This is a genomic window from Streptomyces sp. NBC_00341 (assembly GCF_041435055.1).
Lineage (GTDB): Bacteria > Actinomycetota > Actinomycetes > Streptomycetales > Streptomycetaceae > Streptomyces.
In genome coordinates this window covers 8122834-8141191 of the sequence record NZ_CP108002.1, presented here as the reverse complement: position 1 = coordinate 8141191, position 18358 = coordinate 8122834, and the positions used below count along the sequence as shown (strand labels likewise).

Annotated in this window: 16 protein-coding genes; 8 read left to right on the top strand and 8 right to left on the bottom strand. The window is 71.9% G+C overall.

What is annotated here, in order from left to right; genetic code table 11:
* On the bottom strand, window positions 1-333 hold the full coding sequence (locus tag OG892_RS36345; protein WP_328864454.1) for a hypothetical protein: 333 nt from the start codon (window positions 331-333) through the stop codon (window positions 1-3).
* A 58-nt stretch (window positions 334-391) separates the two neighbouring features.
* Window positions 392-1411, bottom strand: coding sequence for a LacI family DNA-binding transcriptional regulator (locus OG892_RS36340; protein WP_073734648.1), 1020 nt, complete (start codon window positions 1409-1411; stop codon window positions 392-394).
* A gap of 109 nt (window positions 1412-1520) precedes the next feature.
* On the opposite strand from OG892_RS36340, the gene OG892_RS36335 reads away from it, so the two are divergent.
* Window positions 1521-1988, top strand: a complete 468-nt coding sequence (locus OG892_RS36335) for a type II toxin-antitoxin system PemK/MazF family toxin (RefSeq protein ID WP_073734647.1) — start codon at window positions 1521-1523, stop codon at window positions 1986-1988.
* A gap of 111 nt (window positions 1989-2099) precedes the next feature.
* On the opposite strand, the gene OG892_RS36330 is transcribed toward OG892_RS36335, so the two are convergent.
* On the bottom strand, window positions 2100-2942 hold the full coding sequence (locus OG892_RS36330) for a TIGR02452 family protein (protein WP_371631310.1): 843 nt from the start codon (window positions 2940-2942) through the stop codon (window positions 2100-2102).
* Between the two features lie 147 nt (window positions 2943-3089).
* Between OG892_RS36330 and egtA the strand changes: the two genes are divergently transcribed.
* From egtA to egtD, 4 genes are read left to right on the top strand one after another with little or no spacing between them, the layout of a single operon-like run.
* The gene (egtA, locus tag OG892_RS36325) at window positions 3090-4406 is read left to right on the top strand and encodes an ergothioneine biosynthesis glutamate--cysteine ligase EgtA (RefSeq protein WP_371631309.1); all 1317 of its coding nucleotides are present in this window, start codon (window positions 3090-3092) and stop codon (window positions 4404-4406) included.
* Entirely contained in the window at window positions 4403-5782 is a 1380-nt protein-coding gene (egtB, locus tag OG892_RS36320; RefSeq protein ID WP_371631308.1) for an ergothioneine biosynthesis protein EgtB, read from the top strand. Before egtA ends, egtB begins: the two co-directional genes overlap by 4 nt.
* Window positions 5782-6537 carry an ergothioneine biosynthesis protein EgtC gene (gene egtC, locus OG892_RS36315; protein WP_073734644.1) on the top strand — a complete coding sequence of 252 codons (756 nt, stop codon included), beginning with the start codon at window positions 5782-5784 and terminating at the stop codon, window positions 6535-6537. The genes egtB and egtC overlap by 1 nt, the downstream gene beginning before the upstream one ends.
* A complete protein-coding gene (gene egtD / locus OG892_RS36310) occupies window positions 6534-7496 on the top strand; it encodes an L-histidine N(alpha)-methyltransferase (RefSeq protein ID WP_371631307.1) in 963 nt (320 codons plus the stop codon). The genes egtC and egtD overlap by 4 nt, the downstream gene beginning before the upstream one ends.
* Here egtD and OG892_RS36305 read toward each other — a convergent pair.
* The 3 genes from OG892_RS36305 to OG892_RS36295 form a co-directional block, all read right to left on the bottom strand.
* Entirely contained in the window at window positions 7439-8371 is a 933-nt protein-coding gene (locus OG892_RS36305) for a lysophospholipid acyltransferase family protein (RefSeq protein ID WP_371631306.1), read from the bottom strand. The two genes, egtD and OG892_RS36305, sit on opposite strands and share 58 nt — an antisense overlap.
* The gene (locus OG892_RS36300) at window positions 8368-9201 is read right to left on the bottom strand and encodes a GNAT family N-acetyltransferase (protein WP_371631305.1); all 834 of its coding nucleotides are present in this window, start codon (window positions 9199-9201) and stop codon (window positions 8368-8370) included. Before OG892_RS36300 ends, OG892_RS36305 begins: the two co-directional genes overlap by 4 nt.
* 182 nt (window positions 9202-9383) lie before the next feature.
* Window positions 9384-10640 (bottom strand): extracellular solute-binding protein, encoded by a 1257-nt coding sequence (locus OG892_RS36295; RefSeq protein WP_371631304.1) that lies wholly within the window; start codon window positions 10638-10640, stop codon window positions 9384-9386.
* A 200-nt stretch (window positions 10641-10840) separates the two neighbouring features.
* Between OG892_RS36295 and OG892_RS36290 the strand changes: the two genes are divergently transcribed.
* The 3 genes from OG892_RS36290 (at window position 10841) to OG892_RS36280 (ending at window position 15593) form a co-directional block, all read left to right on the top strand.
* The gene (locus tag OG892_RS36290) at window positions 10841-11056 is read left to right on the top strand and encodes a dodecin (protein ID WP_073734639.1); all 216 of its coding nucleotides are present in this window, start codon (window positions 10841-10843) and stop codon (window positions 11054-11056) included.
* 86 nt (window positions 11057-11142) lie between these two features.
* Complete coding sequence (locus OG892_RS36285) at window positions 11143-13575, top strand: ABC transporter (RefSeq protein WP_371631303.1); 2433 nt, start codon at window positions 11143-11145, stop codon at window positions 13573-13575.
* Window positions 13576-13823: 248 nt separating this feature from the next.
* The gene (locus OG892_RS36280; RefSeq protein ID WP_073734637.1) at window positions 13824-15593 is read left to right on the top strand and encodes a glycosyl hydrolase family 18 protein; all 1770 of its coding nucleotides are present in this window, start codon (window positions 13824-13826) and stop codon (window positions 15591-15593) included.
* 72 nt (window positions 15594-15665) lie between these two features.
* Here OG892_RS36280 and OG892_RS36275 read toward each other — a convergent pair whose 3' ends face one another.
* A complete protein-coding gene (locus OG892_RS36275; protein WP_024488731.1) occupies window positions 15666-16412 on the bottom strand; it encodes a succinate dehydrogenase/fumarate reductase iron-sulfur subunit in 747 nt (248 codons plus the stop codon).
* Complete coding sequence (locus OG892_RS36270; protein ID WP_073734636.1) at window positions 16409-18358, bottom strand: fumarate reductase/succinate dehydrogenase flavoprotein subunit; 1950 nt, start codon at window positions 18356-18358, stop codon at window positions 16409-16411. Before OG892_RS36270 ends, OG892_RS36275 begins: the two co-directional genes overlap by 4 nt.

The window sequence follows — 18358 nt, the reverse complement described above, 5'->3', positions numbered from 1 at the left end:
TCAGCCGTCCGTGTTGCTCTCGGGGACAGAGTTCTCCGGGACGTGGCTGTCCGGCATGTGGCTGTCCCGGGCGGGCTTCTCCGAGATCCGGACCGTGAGTCCGTAGTCGAGTTCCGAGCCGTCGACGAGAATCGCCTCGACGGTGTGGGTCGCCGGGTCGATGTCCGCCACCATGCCTTCCCCGGCGTATCGCGGGTATCCGGACTCGCCCGTCGCGCCGGTCGCCTCCACGACCGCGGAGCGGATGGTCCGCCCGGTGCCGGGGGCGTCCGTCCCCTTGGCATCGGTGAACTGGGGGATCAGCAGGATCTCGTAACTCTGCGGATGGCTCATGGTCATGACGCTAGGCAAGGGAGGTCCGCCGCGCACGTTGCCGCGCTGGCGGGCCCGTTCAGCTCGAATCGCGGTGGACGGCCCGCGCCCGCAGCAGGTCGTGGCGTTCGGGTTCCTTCCCGGGATGGCGTACCAGCCGGTCGACCAGATCGGCGAGCGGCTGCTCCGTGGCCAGTTCCATCCGCACGCTGCTGAGCCTGGGCCTCAGCAGCCTCGCCAGCATCAGGTCGTCCGCGCCGACCACCGCGGTCTCGCCGGGGACCTCGATGTCCGCGTCCTGGAGCGCCCGCATCAGGAGCATCGCGTGGATGTCGTCGTGGGCGAAGACGGCGTCCAGGCCGAGGGTGCGCCAGCGGGCGGCGAGCCCGGCGGCCGACTCCTCGTCGTGGCGCAGCGGCAGCGGCTCGATCCGGGCGGTGCCTGCGGCGGCCTGCCGGGCGCCGGCGAGTCTGGGTCCGGCGAACGGCGCGAGGCCCGGTTCCTCCGGCATCACCACGCCGATCCGGCGCCTGCCGCGTTCCAGCAGGTGCCGGACGGCGCAGCCGCCGACCTTGCGCTGGTCCATGATCAGCGCGTGGGCGCCCGCCACGGGCTGCGGTCCGAGCGTGATCACCGCCTTGGCGCCGGAGCGTCGGAGCACCGCTGTGCCCTGCGGGGTGAGGGGGACGGAACCGGGGGCGATGACGGCGACGGGCCGGAGCTCCGCCCAGGCGCGGGCCGCGTCGTCGGCGTCCAGTCCGAGGGAGCCGTACTGGACCACGGTGTAGTCGAGACGGCGCAGTCCGGATTCCAGCTCGTGCAGGAAGCGGTGGTGCAGGGGGCCGGAGGGGAAACCCCCGGTGGGCAGCAGCACCATGCGGGAGTGTCCGGCGCGCAGGCTCCGGGCGGCGGCGTGCGGTACGTAGCCGAGTTCGGCGGCCGCGTCGCGCACCCGGCGGCGGGTCGGATCGCTGATCCGTACGGCCGCGTTGTTGTTCAGTACGTAGGACACGGTGGCCCGGGAGACGCCGGCGAGCCGCGCCACGTCGGCGCTGGTCGGGACGGGGCCTTCGGTGGGCTGCTCGGGTAACTGAATCATGGCGTCGGGCAGTCTTACAGACCCGTTCCGTACCGGAACGCTCCGGCCCCCGTACTCGTTTCGCGGACCCGCTCCACGCGAGGGGCCGTGCGGGTTCTACGGTGTTGCGATGACCATCCAGCACCGCAGCGACATCAATGACGGCTCGGCCGTCTCTCCCGGCCGCACCGGTCCCGGCGCCACCGCGGAGGCGGACCCGCACGGGGTCGGCCCGGTCCGCGCCACGTACGCCCCCGACCGGGACGGCGATCCCGACCCCGGCGAAATCGTCTGGACCTGGGTGCCGTTCGAGGAGAACGACGGGCGCGGCAAGGACCGCCCGGTTCTCGTCGTGGCACGTGAGGAGACGGGCACCCTGCTCGCCGTACAGCTCTCCAGCAAGCAGCACGACCAGGACCGCGAGTGGGTGGCGCTGGGCGCCGGTCCCTGGGACAGCTCGGGGCGGCCGTCCTGGGTCGATCTGGACCGGGTGCTGCGGGTCCACGAGGACGGGATGCGGCGCGAGGCGTGCGCCCTGGACCGGGACAGGTTCGACCTGGTCGCCGGGCGGCTCCGGGAGCTCTACGGCTGGAGGTGAGGTTGCGGCGGCCCGTCACTTCCACGGTGTCCCCTTGCGGGCGTGCCGGGCCGCGGACTCGAACGGCCCAGGCGGGCCGTGCCGGATGACGTCGAAGCCTATGGCTCAACGTCAGGGTGAGGGTTGCCCGATCTTCCCGAACACGCGATCGAACGCAGACCTGGTGGGCGATTCGCCGTCGCGGTCGAGGATGCCGAAGACGATCTGCTCGAAGTGGCCCGCGAACCGGCCGTCGTCGGCGAGCAGCGAGCGGAACACGCCCGCCACCTCCACCGGATCGTTTTGGAACACACCACAGCCCCAGGCCCCCAGCACCAGCCTGCGGTAGCCGCGCACTGTCGCGACCTCCAGCACCCGCTCGGCCCGTGCGGCGAGCGCGGCCCCGACGAGGTGCGCCGAACCGGGGTCCGTACGGCGGATCACTCCGGCGTTGGGCGCGGGCGAGGTGAGGAATCCCGCCAGATACGGGGTGTCGAGGAGCCGGCCCCGGTCGTCGCGGAAGACCGGCACGCCCGGTGAGTGGATGACCCGGTCGGTGTAGAAGGGGCTGCGCTCGGCCCGGTGGTGCGCGTAGAACTCCGGGGCCCGGCGCAGCGTGGCGTAGAGCGCGGAGCCCCGGCACAGGGCTTCCTCCTGTGCCTGGGCCCCGTTGAGGTATCCGCCACCGGGGTTGCGGGCGGAGGCGTAGTTCAGGACGGCGACCTTGCCCGGCCGTTCGCCGCTCCTCCGGGCGGCGGCCCGGAGGCTGCTCTCGCCGGTGACCTCGATGAGCGGTGTGCGGTCGCGGTCCAGCGACGCCACCGGCACCGGCTCGGGGCCGTACAGCCTGGTCCCCGAGAGGGCAGCTGTCAGCGCCCGTTCGATGCTCACTTCCCGCCCTTGCGGCGTGCGGTAGAACCCCGCCTCGACGATGGACTCGGTCTCTCGCGCGATGCCGCGCAGCCGGGCGCTCACCGGCCCTCCCCCTTATGGTGCATACGGGGCATGATCGACGCTCCCGCGGTTTGGACGCAACCGGGTTTCTGACGCGCCGGGGCACTCTTGTGCGAACTCCCGGCAGGGGTTTGGGTAGGACGGACGCACCGGCAAAGGAGGCCCGGCATGTCACCAGAAACGTCCGGCGGCCACGGTCCGCCCGACCACGCCCCGCCCCTCGGCGAGGGCGCGGCGGAGGATCTACTGCGCGGCATCTGCTTCAAGACGGGACCGCCGCGCATCGTGGGAGTCGAGCTGGAATGGCTCCTGCACGATCGCGACCGCCCGCACAGTCCCGTCCCGCACCACCGTCTCGAAGCGGCCGCAGCGGCCGTCCGGGCGCTGTCCCTGAACGCCGCGGTGACCTTCGAACCCGGCGGACAGCTGGAGCTCAGCTCGCGCCCCGCGGATTCCCTCATGGCGTGTGTCAACGACACCGCCGACGATCTCGTCGCCGTACGTGCCGCGCTCGACCGGCTGGATCTCGCCGCCGTCGGGCTCGGTGTCGATCCCTGGCAGTCGCCGCGCAGGCTGCTGCGCGAACCCCGTTACGACGCCATGGAGAAGGCGCTGGACCGGTGGGGCCCGGCGGGCCGCGCCATGATGTGCACGACCGCGTCCGTCCAGGTCTGTCTGGACGCCGGAGAGGAGGAACCCGGTCCGCTCGGCTACGGGCGGCGCTGGCAGCTGGCCCATCTGCTGGGTGCGGTACTGGTGGCGGTGTTCGCCAACTCGCCGTTCCGGCAGGGCAGGCCGACGCCGTGGCGCTCCGCGCGCCAGTCCCTGTGGGCCGATCTCGACCCGCTGCGCACGCTCGCCCCGGCCGACTCGCTGCCGCCCCGGGACGCCTGGGCCTCGCACGTCCTGGACACGCCGGTCCTGTGCATCCGCGGCGAGGCGGGGCCGTGGCACGTGCCCGAGGGGCTCAGCTTCCGGGAGTGGATCCGGTCCGGGGTGCCTCGGCGCCCGGTCCGCTCCGACCTCGAATACCACATCACCACGCTGTTCCCGCCGGTCCGTCCGCGCGGGCACCTGGAGCTGCGCATGATCGACGCGCAGTCCGGCACCGACGGATGGCTCGTGCCGCTCGCGGTCACCACTGCCCTGTTCGACGACCCGGAGGCCGCAGAGACCGTGTACCGCACCGTCAAACCGCTGGCCGAGACCGCTGGGCCGCTGGCCCCTCCGCGCAATCCGCTCTGGCTCGCCGCCGCCCGCGACGGACTGGCCGATCCCGAACTGCGGGCGGCGGCCACCGCCTGCTTCGAGCTGGCCCTGGCGGCGCTGCCCAGGATGGGCGCCACACGGGCGGTGCAGGACACCGTGGCGGACTTCCACGACCGGTACGTCGCCCGGGGCCGATGTCCCGCCGACGATCTCCGGGCCACGCTCTCAGCTGACCGGACGGACGGCCGGTACGACCCGAAGGGGACCCTCTCATGACCGACTCCCCCGGACCTGACACACAGGACGGACCTGGCGCGCTGGACGGACCCGACGCGCTGGAGGGACCCGACGCGCTGGACGCCGAGGTGCTCCGCGAGCGTGCTGTCACCGCGCTCCTCACCGCGCGGGAGCGCACCACCCTGCTCACCGAGAGCGTGGATGACCACGAACTGACCGCCCAGCACTCACCGTTGATGTCTCCCCTGGTCTGGGACCTCGCGCACATCGGCAATCAGGAAGAGCTGTGGCTGCTGCGCGGAGTGGGCGGACGGGAGGCGATGCGCCCGGAGATCGACGGCCTGTACGACGCCTTCGAGCACCCCCGGGCCGCCCGCCCCTCCCTGCCGCTGCTGGCCCCCGCAGAGGCCAGGTCCTACGCCGCGGAGGTGCGCGGCCGGGCCCTGGACGTGCTCGGCACGACGCCGCTCGGCGGACGCCCCCTGCTGCGGTCCGCGTTCGCCTTCGGGATGATCGCGCAGCATGAACAGCAGCACGACGAGACCATGCTGATCACCCATCAGCTGCGTTCCGGCCCCGCCGCGCTCACCGCACCCGAGCCGCCCCGGGCCGCCGACGCGGCCACTCTCGCGGCCGAAGTGCTCGTCCCTGGCGGACCGTTCACCATGGGCACCTCGACCGAACCATGGGCGCTGGACAACGAACGCCCCGCGCACCGCCGCGACGTACCCGCCTTCTTCCTCGACACCGCCCCGGTGACCTGCGGCGCGTACCGGGCGTTCATCGAGGACGGCGGCTACACAGAGCGCCGCTGGTGGGCGCCCGAGGGGTGGGCGATGGTCCGTGAGCACGAGCTGACGGCGCCGCTGTTCTGGCACCGGGACGCCGGTCAGTGGCTGCGCCGGCGCTTCGGCGTGACCGAACCGGTACCGGCCGACGAGCCGGTGCTGCACGTCAGCTGGTACGAGGCCGACGCGTACGCCCGCTGGGCCGGGCGCAGACTGCCCACCGAGGCCGAATGGGAGAAGGCGGCCCGCCACGACCCGGCCGCCGACCGGTCCCGGCGCTATCCGTGGGGCGACGGGGACCCCACACCGGACCACGCCAACCTGGGCCAGCGCCACCTGCGGCCCGCCCCCGCCGGGGCGTATCCGGCCGGCCGGTCACCGTCCGGAGCGGGGCAGCTGATCGGGGACGTGTGGGAGTGGACGTCGAGCGACTTCCTGCCCTACCCGGGCTTCGCGCCGTTCCCGTACCGCGAGTACTCGGAGGTGTTCTTCGGCCCCGGGCACAAGGTGCTGCGCGGCGGGTCGTTCGCGGTGGACGCGGTGGCCTGCCGGGGGACGTTCCGCAACTGGGACCTGCCGGTCCGGCGGCAGATCTTCTCGGGGTTCCGCACCGCGAGGGATTCCTGATGTGCCGTCATATCGCCTACGTGGGACCACCGGTAGCCCTGGGCGAGGTGCTGACCCGGCCCGCGCACTCCCTGGTGCGCCAGTCCTGGGAGCCGCGCCGGCAGCGGCACGGGACGGTCAACGCGGACGGCTTCGGCGTCGGCTGGTACGCGGACGGGGACCCGGTCCCCGGACGCTACCGCCGCCCCGGACCCGTCTGGGGCGACCGGACCTTCGCCGATCTGGCCAGGGTGGTGCGCAGCCACGCCGTGCTGGCCGCGGTCCGCGATGCCACGGAGTTCGATCCGGACGGCGAGGCCGCGGCCGCGCCGTTCGCCGCGGGCGAGGTGCTGTTCAGCCACAACGGCGCGGTGAAGGGCTGGCCCGGCTCCATGGCACCGCTCGCTGCGACGCTGCCCCCGGCAGAACTGCTGAGGCTGACCGCCCGCTGCGATTCGGCGCTGGTCTGGGCCCTGGTGCGGCACCGGCTCGCGGCGGGCGACGCGCTCCCGCAGGCCGTCGCGGACACCGTGACCGAGGTCGCGGAGGCGGCTCCGGGCTCCCGGCTCAACCTGCTGCTCACCGATGGTTCCACCATCGTGGCGACGGCCTGGGGCGACACCCTGTGGCACTGGTCCGAGCCAGGCCGGCACGCGGTCGTGGCCTCGGAGCCCTACGACGACGATCCGCGCTGGCGCGAGGTCCCGGACCGCACCCTGCTGACCGCGACCCGCACCGACGTATCGCTGACCCCGCTCAAGGAGCCCGCCCAGTGAGTCCCTTTCTGCTGACCCGCACCCTGCCGGTGGACGCGACGGACGCGGCGCTGCGCGCCGACGTGCTGCACGGTCTGACCCGGCAGCCGAAGACGCTGCCGCCCAAGTGGTTCTACGACGCCCGCGGCAGCGAACTGTTCGAGGAGATCACCCGGCTGCCCGAGTACTACCCCACCCGGGCCGAGCGGGAGATCCTGATCGACCGGGCCGGCGCGATCGCCGCCGCGTCCGGCGCCCGGACCCTGGTGGAGCTGGGCTCCGGGTCCTCCGAGAAGACCCGGCACCTGCTCGACGCGCTGCCGGAGCTGCACACCTATGTGCCGGTCGATGTGAGCGAGAGCGCGCTGCGCGGGGCGGCCGAGGCGCTGCTGGAGGAGCGGCCCGGCCTGTCCGTGCACGCCCTCATCGCCGACTTCACCGGCGCGCTGACACTGCCACAGACCCCGGGACCGCGGCTGATCGTCTTCCTGGGCGGCACCATCGGCAATCTGCTGCCGGAGGAGCGTGCCGCGTTCCTCTCGTCCGTGCGCTCGCTGCTCTCCCCCGGCGACAGCCTGCTGCTCGGTACGGATCTGGTGAAGGACGAGGAGGTGCTCGTAGCGGCGTACGACGATGCCGCGGGAGTCACGGCGGCGTTCAACCGGAACGTCCTGTCGGTCGTCGACCGGGAGCTGGGGGCCGACTTCGAGCCCGCCGACTTCGAGCACGTGGCCCGGTGGAATCCGGAGCGGGAGTGGATCGAGATGCGGCTGCGGGCCCGCCGGGAGCTCACGGTGAAGATCCCGGAACTGAATCTGGTGGTGCCGTTCGAGGCCGGTGAGGAGCTGCGGACGGAGATCTCGGCGAAGTTCCGCGAGGACGGGGTACGGGACGAACTGGACCGGGCCGGGCTCCGGCTGGCTCAGTGGTGGACGGACGCCGGGGGCAGGTTCGCGCTGTCGCTGGCCACGGTGGACTGAGCCAGCCGGGCCAGTTCGCGGCGGCCGGGCACCGCGCCCGCCGGGATCGGCGTCAGTACGCGGATCTCGGCGGTCAGCCCGGCCGCCCTCACCACCCGCCAGAGCGAGGCGGTCAGCGGATCGTCACCGACGAAGGCCGCGGCGCCCGCCGGAGCGCGGTGGTCCGGCGGTCCGCCCAGATAGCGGATGCGCAGCGGCTGGACGGCGGCCCCGGCGTCGATCGCGGCCTGGAACGCGGCGGGCCGGAACCGGCCGCCGTGCCCGCGGCCGCACCAGGTACTGCCCTCCGGGAAGACCACGACCCGGGCGCCGCCGCGCAGCGCGGAGGCGAGGCTCCGCACGGTGGCGGGCAGCGAGCGCAGCCGCTCGCGCTCGACGAACAGGGTGCCTCCGAGCGCCGCCAGCGGGCCGAGCACCGGCCAGCGCCGGATGGCGCTCTTGGCCAGCATCCGGCCGGGGCACACGGCCGCGACCAGCGGGATGTCCAGCCAGGAGACATGGTTGGCGACCACCAGCACCCCCGGGGTGCCGGCGCGGATGCCCACCGCACCGGCCGGCCCGCCCGAAGGCCCGCCACCGATGCCCGCCGCGCCGCCCCGTACGGCCGGGGTGCCGCCCCGCGCGGCAGGCGGCCCGGTGATCCGCACCCCTACCCCGAACGCCCGCAGCACCGCGTGCGCCCAGCACCGGATCAGCCGCTCCCGCCGCGCCCCGCCGGTCAGCGACAGCGCGAGCGGGGCGCACAGAACCCCTGCGAGGGTCAGCGCGCATCCGGCGAGCAGCAGGGCCGCCGCCGGGAGCGGATGCCGGGCCGGGCCCGCGTGCACCGCGCAGCCGGGCGGGGTGCACGGGGACGCGGGCAGCCAGTGGCTCACTGCTGCGGGGCGAGCGAGAGGAAGTGGCGGAGGTAGCGCGGGTCGGTGCCGCGCAGCGACAGCAGCACGTAGAGATCGGCGACGTTGAACTCGGGGTCGTGCGCGGGCGCCCCGCAGATCCGGGCGCCGAGGCGCAGATAGCCGCGCAGCAGCGGCGGGAGCGCGGCGAGCCCGCCCGGGCCGCCCGGAAGCGCCGCCGGGGCCTGCCAGAGGCGGTGCGGGGAGACCCAGTAGTCCTCGGGCGCCAGGTGCTTGTTCCGTACGGTCTCCCAGGCGCGGGCCGCTGCCCCGCCGCCGTCGGAGAGGGATATCGAGCAGCACCCGGCCAGCCAGTTGTGGCCGGTGCGCTCCATGTAGCGGGCCAGCCCGGCCCAGATCAGGGCGATGACGACGCCGTCGCGGTGGGCCGGGTGGACGCAGGAGCGGCCGACCTCGACCAGGTCGTCGCGGATCGGGGCGAGCCTGGCGAGGTCGAACTCGCCCTCCGCGTAGAGGCGTCCGGCGATCCGGGCCCGCTCGGGCGGGAGCAGGCGGTAGGTGGCGACGATGTCGCCGGTGGCCGTCTCCCGGACCAGCAGGTGGTCGCAGTACGCGTCGAACGCGTCGCTGTCCAGGCCCGGTTCCGGGCCCTCCAGCCGGGCCCCGAACTCCGCGGCGAAGACCTGGTGGCGTAGGCGCTGGGCTGCGCGCACCTCCTCCTGGTCCACGGCGAGGGAGACCCGGTAGCGCGGCGGGACGACGGACCGCGCCCGCTGCCGCGCGGCAGCGGGCGGTTCTGCGGCGAGGGAGGCGGCGGCAGGAGTGGTGGAGGCGGTGGGCAGCGCGTGCATGACGGTCTCCGGGGACGGGTCGGCAAGGGCGGCTGCCGGACCGCCGCGACAGGCGCGGCGGTCCGGCTCCTTACTTCTTCCGTGACCGGCTGGATTCGACGTGACCGCCGTGGAGAGCGGGGATGTGCGACGGCTGAATCCCGTGGTGCGCGTCGGCCCAAGCTCACCGGCCGACCGCTCGGTCAGCTGCCGGCGAGCACTCCCGTGATCTTCTCCGAGGCGGTCTTCGCCTCAGCCGCCGGGTCACCGCCCTGGAGCACGGCCGTCATGTAGAGCTTGATCGGGTTGTCGGCCTCCACCGCCGCCCACTGCGGCGAGTTGGGGGTGGCATGGCCCTCCGCCGCGCCCTCGGCCATCGCGGCGGTGCTCTCCTCGCCCTCGATGACGTGGGCCAGGGTGGTCTTGTTGGGCACGTAGCTCATGGTCTTGGCCAGCTCCTCCTGCCACTTGGCGCTGGCCAGTTCCTTGACCACGTCGATGCCGGCGCTCCGCCGGTGCGCCTTCTCCGGAACGATCAGATCGGATCCGCCGGTGAATACCGAGCCGGGGGACTTCGCGGTCTTGCCGGGGATCGGGAAGTATCCCAGTTTCCCCTTGAGTTCGGGATTCGCCTTCTCGATCAGCGTCGCGGTACTGGGGGTGGAAATGATCTGTGCGACATCTCCCTTGGCGAACACATTGCCCTGCGGGGGCTTTTCCTCGTCCGCGTCCTTGGGACCGCCACCGAGAGCCTGGAGCTGCTGGTAGAACTTCATGCCCCGCAGGGCCGCGGCGGAGTCGAGCGTGCCCTTCCAGTCGCCGCTCTTCTCGCTCGCGAGTTCACCGCCCTCGTCCCAGATGAACCCGGCGAGCACGTACCAGTTCTGGCCCGGCAGATACATGCCCTGATCGCCGTCGCGGTTGAGCTTCTCGCTGTCCGCGATCCACTGCGCGCGCGTCTTCGGCAGGGTCTTGATGCCGGCCTCCTCGAAGAGGTCCTTGTTGTAGATCACCACCCGGTTGGCCGCGTACCAGGGGATTCCGTACTGGACGCCGCCGATGCTGCCCGGTTCGGCGAGACCGGGCAACCAGTCCTCGCTGCCGAGGTCCCGCATCGACTCCAGGGTCAGGTCGCGCAGTCCGCCGCTCTCCGCGTACTGGGCGACCTGCGTGTTGCCGACCTCGATCACATCCGGGGTGTCCTTGCCGCCCAGGGCGTCGATGACCTTCGGTCCGATACCGCTCCAGCTCTGGATTCTGAAATCCAGTTCGACCGATGAGTGCGCCGCTTCGTACGACTTCTTGAAATTGGCCAGGAAGTCGGGGCTGACACTGTCCTTCATCAGCCAGATCGTGACTTTCTTGCTGTCGGAGCCACCCGAACCGGGGATCACTCCGCAGCCACCCAACGCGGCTACGGATATCAGGGCAACAGCTCCTACGAGCATGCGGTTCTTCACGGGGTCACCTTCTGCGAAACGGCACGACAAGATCAGGACCCGGTGTGGGGGACTGCGGGCTGCGCTCGCACGGGCGTGGCTGGATTTTGGTATGGACCAATACTTTGGTCAAGGCCGGTTCCGGCCGCGCGAACGCCCCGCCAACTCTCGCGAACCGCGCCAAGGTGGGGCACCTTGGTAGAGGCGAGAGGAGACATAAGATGTCAAACCATACGTATCGCGTCACAGAGATCGTAGGAACCTCCCATGAGGGCGTCGACGCGGCAGTCCGCAACGGGGTCGCGAGGGCTTCGGAAACGTTGCACAATCTCGATTGGTTCGAGATCACCGAGGTGCGCGGCCAGATCAAGGACGGCCGGATCGAGCACTACCAGGTCGGCCTGAAAGTCGGCTTCCGGCTCGACGACAAGGACTGACCCGGAGCGCGCACGGCGGGCCCGCGCCCAGAATGGGATGTCTGTCCAGGCCCGCCCGCCCCGAACCGTACGGAGTCCCCGCCCCCATGCCCACCACCCCCCACGACCCGTACGTCAGGGTCCGCGGCGCCCGCGAGCACAACCTCAGGGACGTCCGGGTCGACATCCCGCGCGACACCCTCACCGTCTTCACCGGTGTCTCCGGCTCCGGAAAGTCCTCGCTGGCCTTCGGGACGATCTACGCGGAGGCCCAGCGCCGCTACTTCGAGTCCGTCGCCCCGTACGCCCGACGGCTGATCCACCAGGTCGGCGCACCGGCGGTGGGCGAGATCACCGGACTGCCGCCGGCCGTGTCGCTGGAGCAGCGCCGCTCTGCGCCGGGCGCCAGGTCCTCGGTGGGAACGGTGACCACGCTGTCCAACTCGCTGCGGATGCTCTTCTCCCGGGCCGGGACGTATCCGGAGGGTGCGGAGCGGCTGGACTCCGACGCGTTCTCACCGAACACCGCCGCGGGGGCCTGTCCGCGCTGCCACGGCCTCGGCCGGGTGCACCGCACCACTGAGGAGCTGCTGGTCCCCGACCCCTCGCTGTCGATCAGGGACGGCGCGATCGCCGCCTGGCCGGGCGCCTGGCAGGGCAAGAACCTGCGCGATGTGCTGGACGCCCTGGGGTACGACGTCGACCGGCCGTGGCGCGATCTCGACCCGGCAGACCGGGAGTGGATCCTGTTCACCGACGAGCAGCCGGTGGTGACGGTCCATCCGGTGCGTGACGCGGGCCGGATCCAACGCCCCTACCAGGGTACGTACATGAGCGCGCGCCGCTATGTGACGCACACCTTCGCGGATACCAGGAGCCGGGCCCTGCGGACGAAGGCGGAACGCTTTCTGACCAGTGAGCCGTGTCCGGTCTGCGCGGGCAGCCGACTGCGACCGGAGGCCATGGCGGTCACCTTCGCCGGCCGGACGATCGCGGAGCTGGCCGGGCTCCCGCTCACCGGGCTCGCCGAGGTGCTGGCGGCGGCCGGCGGAGGCGACACCGCCCGGGTACTGACGACCGATCTGCTGGCCCGGATCGAAACGGTCACCGAGCTGGGGCTCGGCTACCTCAGCCTGGACCGCACGGCCCCCACGCTCTCCTCCGGCGAGCTGCAACGGCTGCGGCTGGCAACGCAGCTGCGGTCGGGGCTGTTCGGCGTCGTCTACGTACTGGACGAGCCGTCCGCCGGTCTGCACCCGGCGGACACCGAGTCGCTGCTCGGGGTGCTCGGCCGGCTGAAGGAGGCCGGGAACACGGTCTTCGTCGTGGAGCACCAGATGGATGTGGTGCGGCGGGCCGACTGGCTGGTCGACGTGGGGCCGCTGGCCGGTGAGCACGGCGGCCGGGTGCTGCACAGCGGCCCGCCGGCCGGTCTCGCCGATGTCGAGGAGTCGGCGACGCGCCGCTTCCTCTTCGACGACGCGCCGGCCCCGGTGCGCGAGGTGCGGGAGCCCGCCGGGTGGCTGCGGTTGCACGGCGTGGAGCGGCACAATGTGCGCGGCGTGGACGCCGCCTTCCCGCTCGGGGTGTTCACCGCCGTCACGGGGGTCTCGGGCTCTGGCAAGTCGACACTGGTGGGGCAGGTCCTGGCGGATGTGCTGGCCGACCGGCGGGCCCCGGCGCAGGCCGAGGCCGACCAGCCGCGCGAGCGGCCGGTACCCGGGTGCGCGTCGGCCGAGGGGCTGGCGGCGGTGGACCGCCTCGTCCAGGTCGACCAGAAGCCCATCGGCCGTACGCCGCGTTCCAACCTGGCCACGTACACCGGGCTGTTCGACGTCGTGCGCAAGCTGTTCGCCGGGACGGACATGGCGGTCGAGCGCGGCTACCGGGCCGGCCGGTTCTCCTTCAACGTGGCGGGCGGGCGGTGCGAGACCTGCCAGGGTGAGGGGTTCGTCTCCGTGGAACTGCTCTTCCTGCCCAGTACGTACGCGCCCTGCCCGGACTGCCACGGCGCGCGGTACAACCCGCAGACCCTCGAAGTCACCCTCGACGGGCTGAACATCGCCCAGGTGCTGGATCTCACGGTGGAGTCGGCGGCCGGATTCTTCGCCTCCACGCCCGGCGCGGAACGCAGTCTGCGGACCCTGCTCGACGTGGGGCTCGGCTATCTGCGGCTCGGGCAGCCGGCGACCGAGCTCTCCGGCGGCGAGGCGCAGCGGATCAAGCTGGCCGCCGAGCTCCAGCGCGCCCGCCGGGGCCACACCCTGTACCTGCTGGACGAGCCGACGACCGGGCTGCACCCGGCCGATGTCGAGGTTCTGATGCGGCAGTTGCACGGGCTGGTCGACGCGGGCAGCACCGTGGTGGTCGTCGAGCACGACATGGCCGTGGTCGCGGGCGCCGACTGGGTGATCGACCTCGGGCCGGGCGGCGGCGACCGGGGCGGCCGGATCGTGGCGACGGGACCGCCCTCGGCCGTGGCGCGGGCGCAGGACAGCCGGACGGCGGCGTACCTCCGGGCCTCGCTCCACCTCGACTGACCGTTCTTTTCTCCCCAACTCCCCCATTTGCCCTGCCGGTTGCCGGTTCGGGCAACCGAAGGGAAATAAAACAGTAAAGAACGTTGACAGTTAGCTGGTCCAGACCAATTATGGGCATGCCTCACGGCCGCTCCACACCGTGCGGCACGTGACCCCCGGCCGGGATTCACAGGAACGGACCACGCCCTCGACGGGCGTGGCAGAGCTGTGCGATCCGCCCGTTGTCTCACTCCGCTGGGAGCTACCCCATGAGACGTCCAAGAACAGTCGCCGCCGTCCTGAGCGCGCTGGCCACGGCCGTCGCGTCCGCCGGCCTGGTCCTCGGATCAGGCGCCGGCGCGCAGGCCGCCGCCACCGCCGCCACTCCCCTGCCCGCGCACGTCTTCGCCCCGTACTTCGAGGCGTACAACGGAGACAGCCCGGCCGCCCTCTCGCAGGCGTCCGGTGCCAAGTACCTGACCATGGCCTTCGTCCAGACCGAGGCCCAGGGGTCCTGCACCCCGTACTGGAACGGCGATTCGAGCACGCCGATCGCCCAGTCCGAGTACGGCGCCGACTTCACGACCATCCGCTCGCGCGGCGGCGACGTGATCCCGTCGTTCGGCGGGTACGCGGCCGACAACGGCGGCACCGAGATCGCCGACAGCTGCACGAGTGTCGACTCCATCGCCGCGGCGTACGAGAAGGTCATCACGACCTACGACGTGTCCCGCCTCGACATGGACATCGAGGACAACTCGCTGGAGAACAGCGCCGGGATCGACCGCCGCAACAAGGCGATCAAGAAGGTGCAGGACTGGGCCGCCGCCAACGGCCGCTCGGTGCAGATCTCGTACACCCTGCCCACCACGACCAGCGGGCTCGCCTCCAGCGGGCTCGCGGTGCTCAAGAACGCGGTGACCAACGGCGCGCAGGTCGATGTCGTGAACCTCATGACGTTCGACTACTACGACGGCGCCTCGCACAACATGGCGCAGGACACCCAGACGGCGATCACCGGCCTGAAGGGCCAGTTGGCCAAGCTCTACCCGTCGAAGTCCGAGGCCCAGCTGTGGGGCATGACCGGGATCATCGAGATGCCGGGCATCGACGACTACGGCCCCGCCGAGACGTTCACCACGGCCGACGCCACCTCGGTGTACAACTGGGCCGTCTCCAAGGGCGTCAGCACCCTGTCGTTCTGGGCGCTGCAGCGCGACAACGGCGGCTGCCCCGGCACCGGCGGCAGCGACACCTGCTCCGGGATCGCGCAGGACACCTGGTACTTCAGCCACACGTTCGCACCCTTCACCACGGGCGGCGGCACCGGCCCGGTGACGGACGACTACTCGGTGGCCGTCGCCCCCGGTTCGGCGACGGTCGCGCCCGGCGGTTCGGCCACGGCGACCGTGAGCACCGCGGTCACCTCGGGCAGCGCCAAGACCGTCGCGCTGACGACCAGCGGGGCGCCGGCCGGTGTGACGGCCACGCTCAGCCCGACGTCGGTCACCGCGGGCGGTACCTCTGCGCTGAAGGTCACCGCCTCCGCGTCGGCCGCGCCCGGCACGTACAAGGTCAGCGTGACCGGCGCGGCGGGCACGCTGAGCCACACGGCGGTCTTCACGCTGACGGTCTCCGGTCCCGGGGGCGGCACCGGATCGCTGGTGAACGGCGACTTCGAGACGGGTTCGCTCGGCCCCTGGACCTGTGAGTCCGGTGGCGCGGTCGTCTCCACCCCGGTGCACGGCGGCTCGCACGCGCTCGCCGCGGCGGCCACCGCCTCACAGACCGGCGAGTGCACGCAGACGCTGACGCTGTCCCCCAACACCAAGTACACGCTGAGCGGCTGGGTGCAGGGCAGCTACGGCTACCTCGGCGTCAAGGGCGGGGCCACGGCCAGCACCTGGGGCTCGTCCAGCGGTTACGCCAAGCAGTCGGTGGCCTTCACCACCGGAGCGAGCGGTGCGGTGACGGTGTATCTGCACGGCTGGTACGGACAGGGCACGGTCTACGGCGACGACCTCTCCGTGACGTCCTGACCGACGCGGCGACGGTACGGCGGAGCCCCGGCTCCGGAGGCGGGCGGCCTCCGGAGCCGGGGCTCCGCCGCGTCAGCGGTGGACCTTGCGGGTCGCCCGCAGCCACTCCTTGTTCATCGCGGAGATCGACGGCAGCGGGATGCCCTTCGGGCAGGCCGTGGCGCACTCCCCGGTGAGGGTGCAGCCGCCGAAGCCCTCGCTGTCCATCTGCCCCACCATGTCCAGCACCCGGGTCTCGCGCTCCGGGGCGCCCTGCGGCAGCACGTTCAGGTGGTTGACCTTCGCCGAGGTGAAGAGCATCGCGGAGCCGTTGGGGCAGGCCGCCACGCAGGCGCCGCAGCCGATGCACTCGGCGTGCTCGAAGGCGAAGTCGGCGTCCGGCTTCGGCACCGGGGTGGCGTGCGCGTCCGGTGCCGTACCGGTCGGGGCGGAGATGTAGCCGCCGGCCTGGATGATCCGGTCGAACGCGGAGCGGTCCACGACCAGGTCCTTGACGACCGGGAAGGCCGAGGCGCGCCAGGGCTCGATGTCGATGGTGTCGCCGTCCTCGAAGGACCGCATGTGGAGCTGGCAGGTGGTGGTGCGCTCCGGGCCGTGGGCGTCCCCGTTGATGACCAGGCTGCACGCGCCGCAGATGCCCTCGCGGCAGTCGTGGTCGAACGCGACGGGGTCGTCCCCTTCGAGGATGAGCTCCTCGTTGAGGGTGTCGAGCATCTCCAGGAACGACATGTCCTGGGAGATGCCCTCCACCCGGTAGGTGGACATGGCGCCGGGGGCGTCGGCGTTCTTCTGGCGCCAGACGCGCAGGGTGAGCTTCATGCGTAGCTCCGCTGAGTGGGGTGGACGTACTCGAAGACCAGGTCTTCCTTGTGCAGGACGGGAGCGTCGCCGGTGTCGGTGAACTCCCAGGCCGCGGCGTAGGAGAACTCCTCGTCGCGCCGGGCGGCCTCGCCGTCCGGGGTCTGCGACTCCTCGCGGAAGTGCCCCCCGCAGGACTCGGCGCGGTGCAGTGCGTCGAGGCACATCAGCTCGGCGAGCTCCAGGTAGTCGACGACGCGGTTGGCCTTCTCCAGCGACTGGTTGAACTCGTCGCCGGTACCGGGGACCTTGATGCGCCGCCAGAACTCCTCGCGGATCAGCGGCAGTTTGCCGAGCGCCTTGCGCAGCCCCTCCTCGGTGCGGGCCATACCGCAGTACTCCCACATGAGTTCACCGATCTCCCGGTGGAAGGAGTCGGGGGTGCGGTCGCCGTCGACGGCGAGCAGCAGGTTGATCCGGTCCTCGGTCTCGGCCACGGCCTCCTCCACCTCGGGGTGCGAGGCGTCGACCTTCTCGTGGTGCGGGTTGCGGGCCAGGTAGTCGTTGATCGTCGACGGGAGGACGAAGTAGCCGTCCGCGAGGCCCTGCATCAGCGCGGAGGCTCCGAGCCGGTTGGCCCCGTGGTCGGAGAAGTTCGCCTCGCCGATCGCGAACAGGCCGGGGATCGTGGTCTGGAGGTCGTAGTCGACCCAGAGCCCGCCCATCGTGTAGTGCACGGCCGGGTAGATGCGCATCGGTGTCTCGTACGGGTTCTCCGCGGTGATCTGCGCGTACATGTCGAAGAGGTTGCCGTACTTCTCCTCGACCTTCGCCCGGCCCATCCGCTGGATCGCCTCCGCGAAGTCCAGGTAGACGCCCTGGCCGCCGGGGCCGACCCCGCGGCCCTCGTCGCAGACGTTCTTCGCCGCGCGGGAGGCGATGTCGCGGGGCACCAGGTTCCCGAAGGCGGGGTAGATACGCTCCAGGTAGTAGTCGCGCTCGTCCTCGGGGATCTCGTTCGCGGGGCGGTTGTCGCCCTTGGCCTTCGGGACCCAGATGCGGCCGTCGTTGCGCAGCGACTCGCTCATCAGCGTCAGCTTGGACTGGTGCTCGCCGGTGCGCGGGATGCAGGTGGGGTGGATCTGGGTGAAGCACGGGTTGGCGAAGTACGCGCCGCGCCGGTGGGCACGCCAGATGGCGGTGGCGTTGGAGTTCATGGCGTTGGTCGACAGGTAGAAGACGTTGCCGTATCCGCCGCTGGCCAGCACGACCGCGTCGGCGAAGTACGTCTCGATCTTCCCGGTGACCAGGTCGCGGGCGACGATGCCTCGGGCCTTGCCGTCGACGACGATCAGGTCGAGCATCTCGGTGCGGGGGTGCAGTTCGACATTGCCCGCGGCGATCTGCCGGGACAGCGCCTGGTAGGCGCCGAGGAGCAGTTGCTGTCCCGTCTGGCCACGGGCGTAGAAGGTGCGGGAGACCTGGACGCCGCCGAAGGAGCGGTTGTCGAGGAGTCCGCCGTACTCGCGGGCGAAGGGGACGCCCTGGGCCACGCACTGGTCGATGATCTCGACGGAGATCTGGGCGAGCCGGTGCACGTTGGACTCGCGGGCGCGGAAGTCGCCGCCCTTGACGGTGTCGTAGAAGAGCCGGTGGACCGAGTCGCCGTCGTTGCGGTAGTTCTTCGCGGCGTTGATGCCGCCCTGGGCGGCCACCGAGTGGGCCCGGCGGGGCGAGTCCTGGAAGCAGAACTGGACGACGTGGTAGCCCTGTTCGGCCAGTGTGGCGCCGGCGGAGCCGCCGGCCAGGCCGGTGCCGATGACGATGACGGTGTGCTTGCGGCGGTTGGCCGGGTTGACCAGCTTCGCCTCGAAGCGGCGGGTGTCCCAGCGTTCGGCGACGGGCCCGCCGGGGGCGCGGGTGTCGGCGAGGGCGTCACCGGTCGCGTAGTGCGTGTAGTCGTTCAT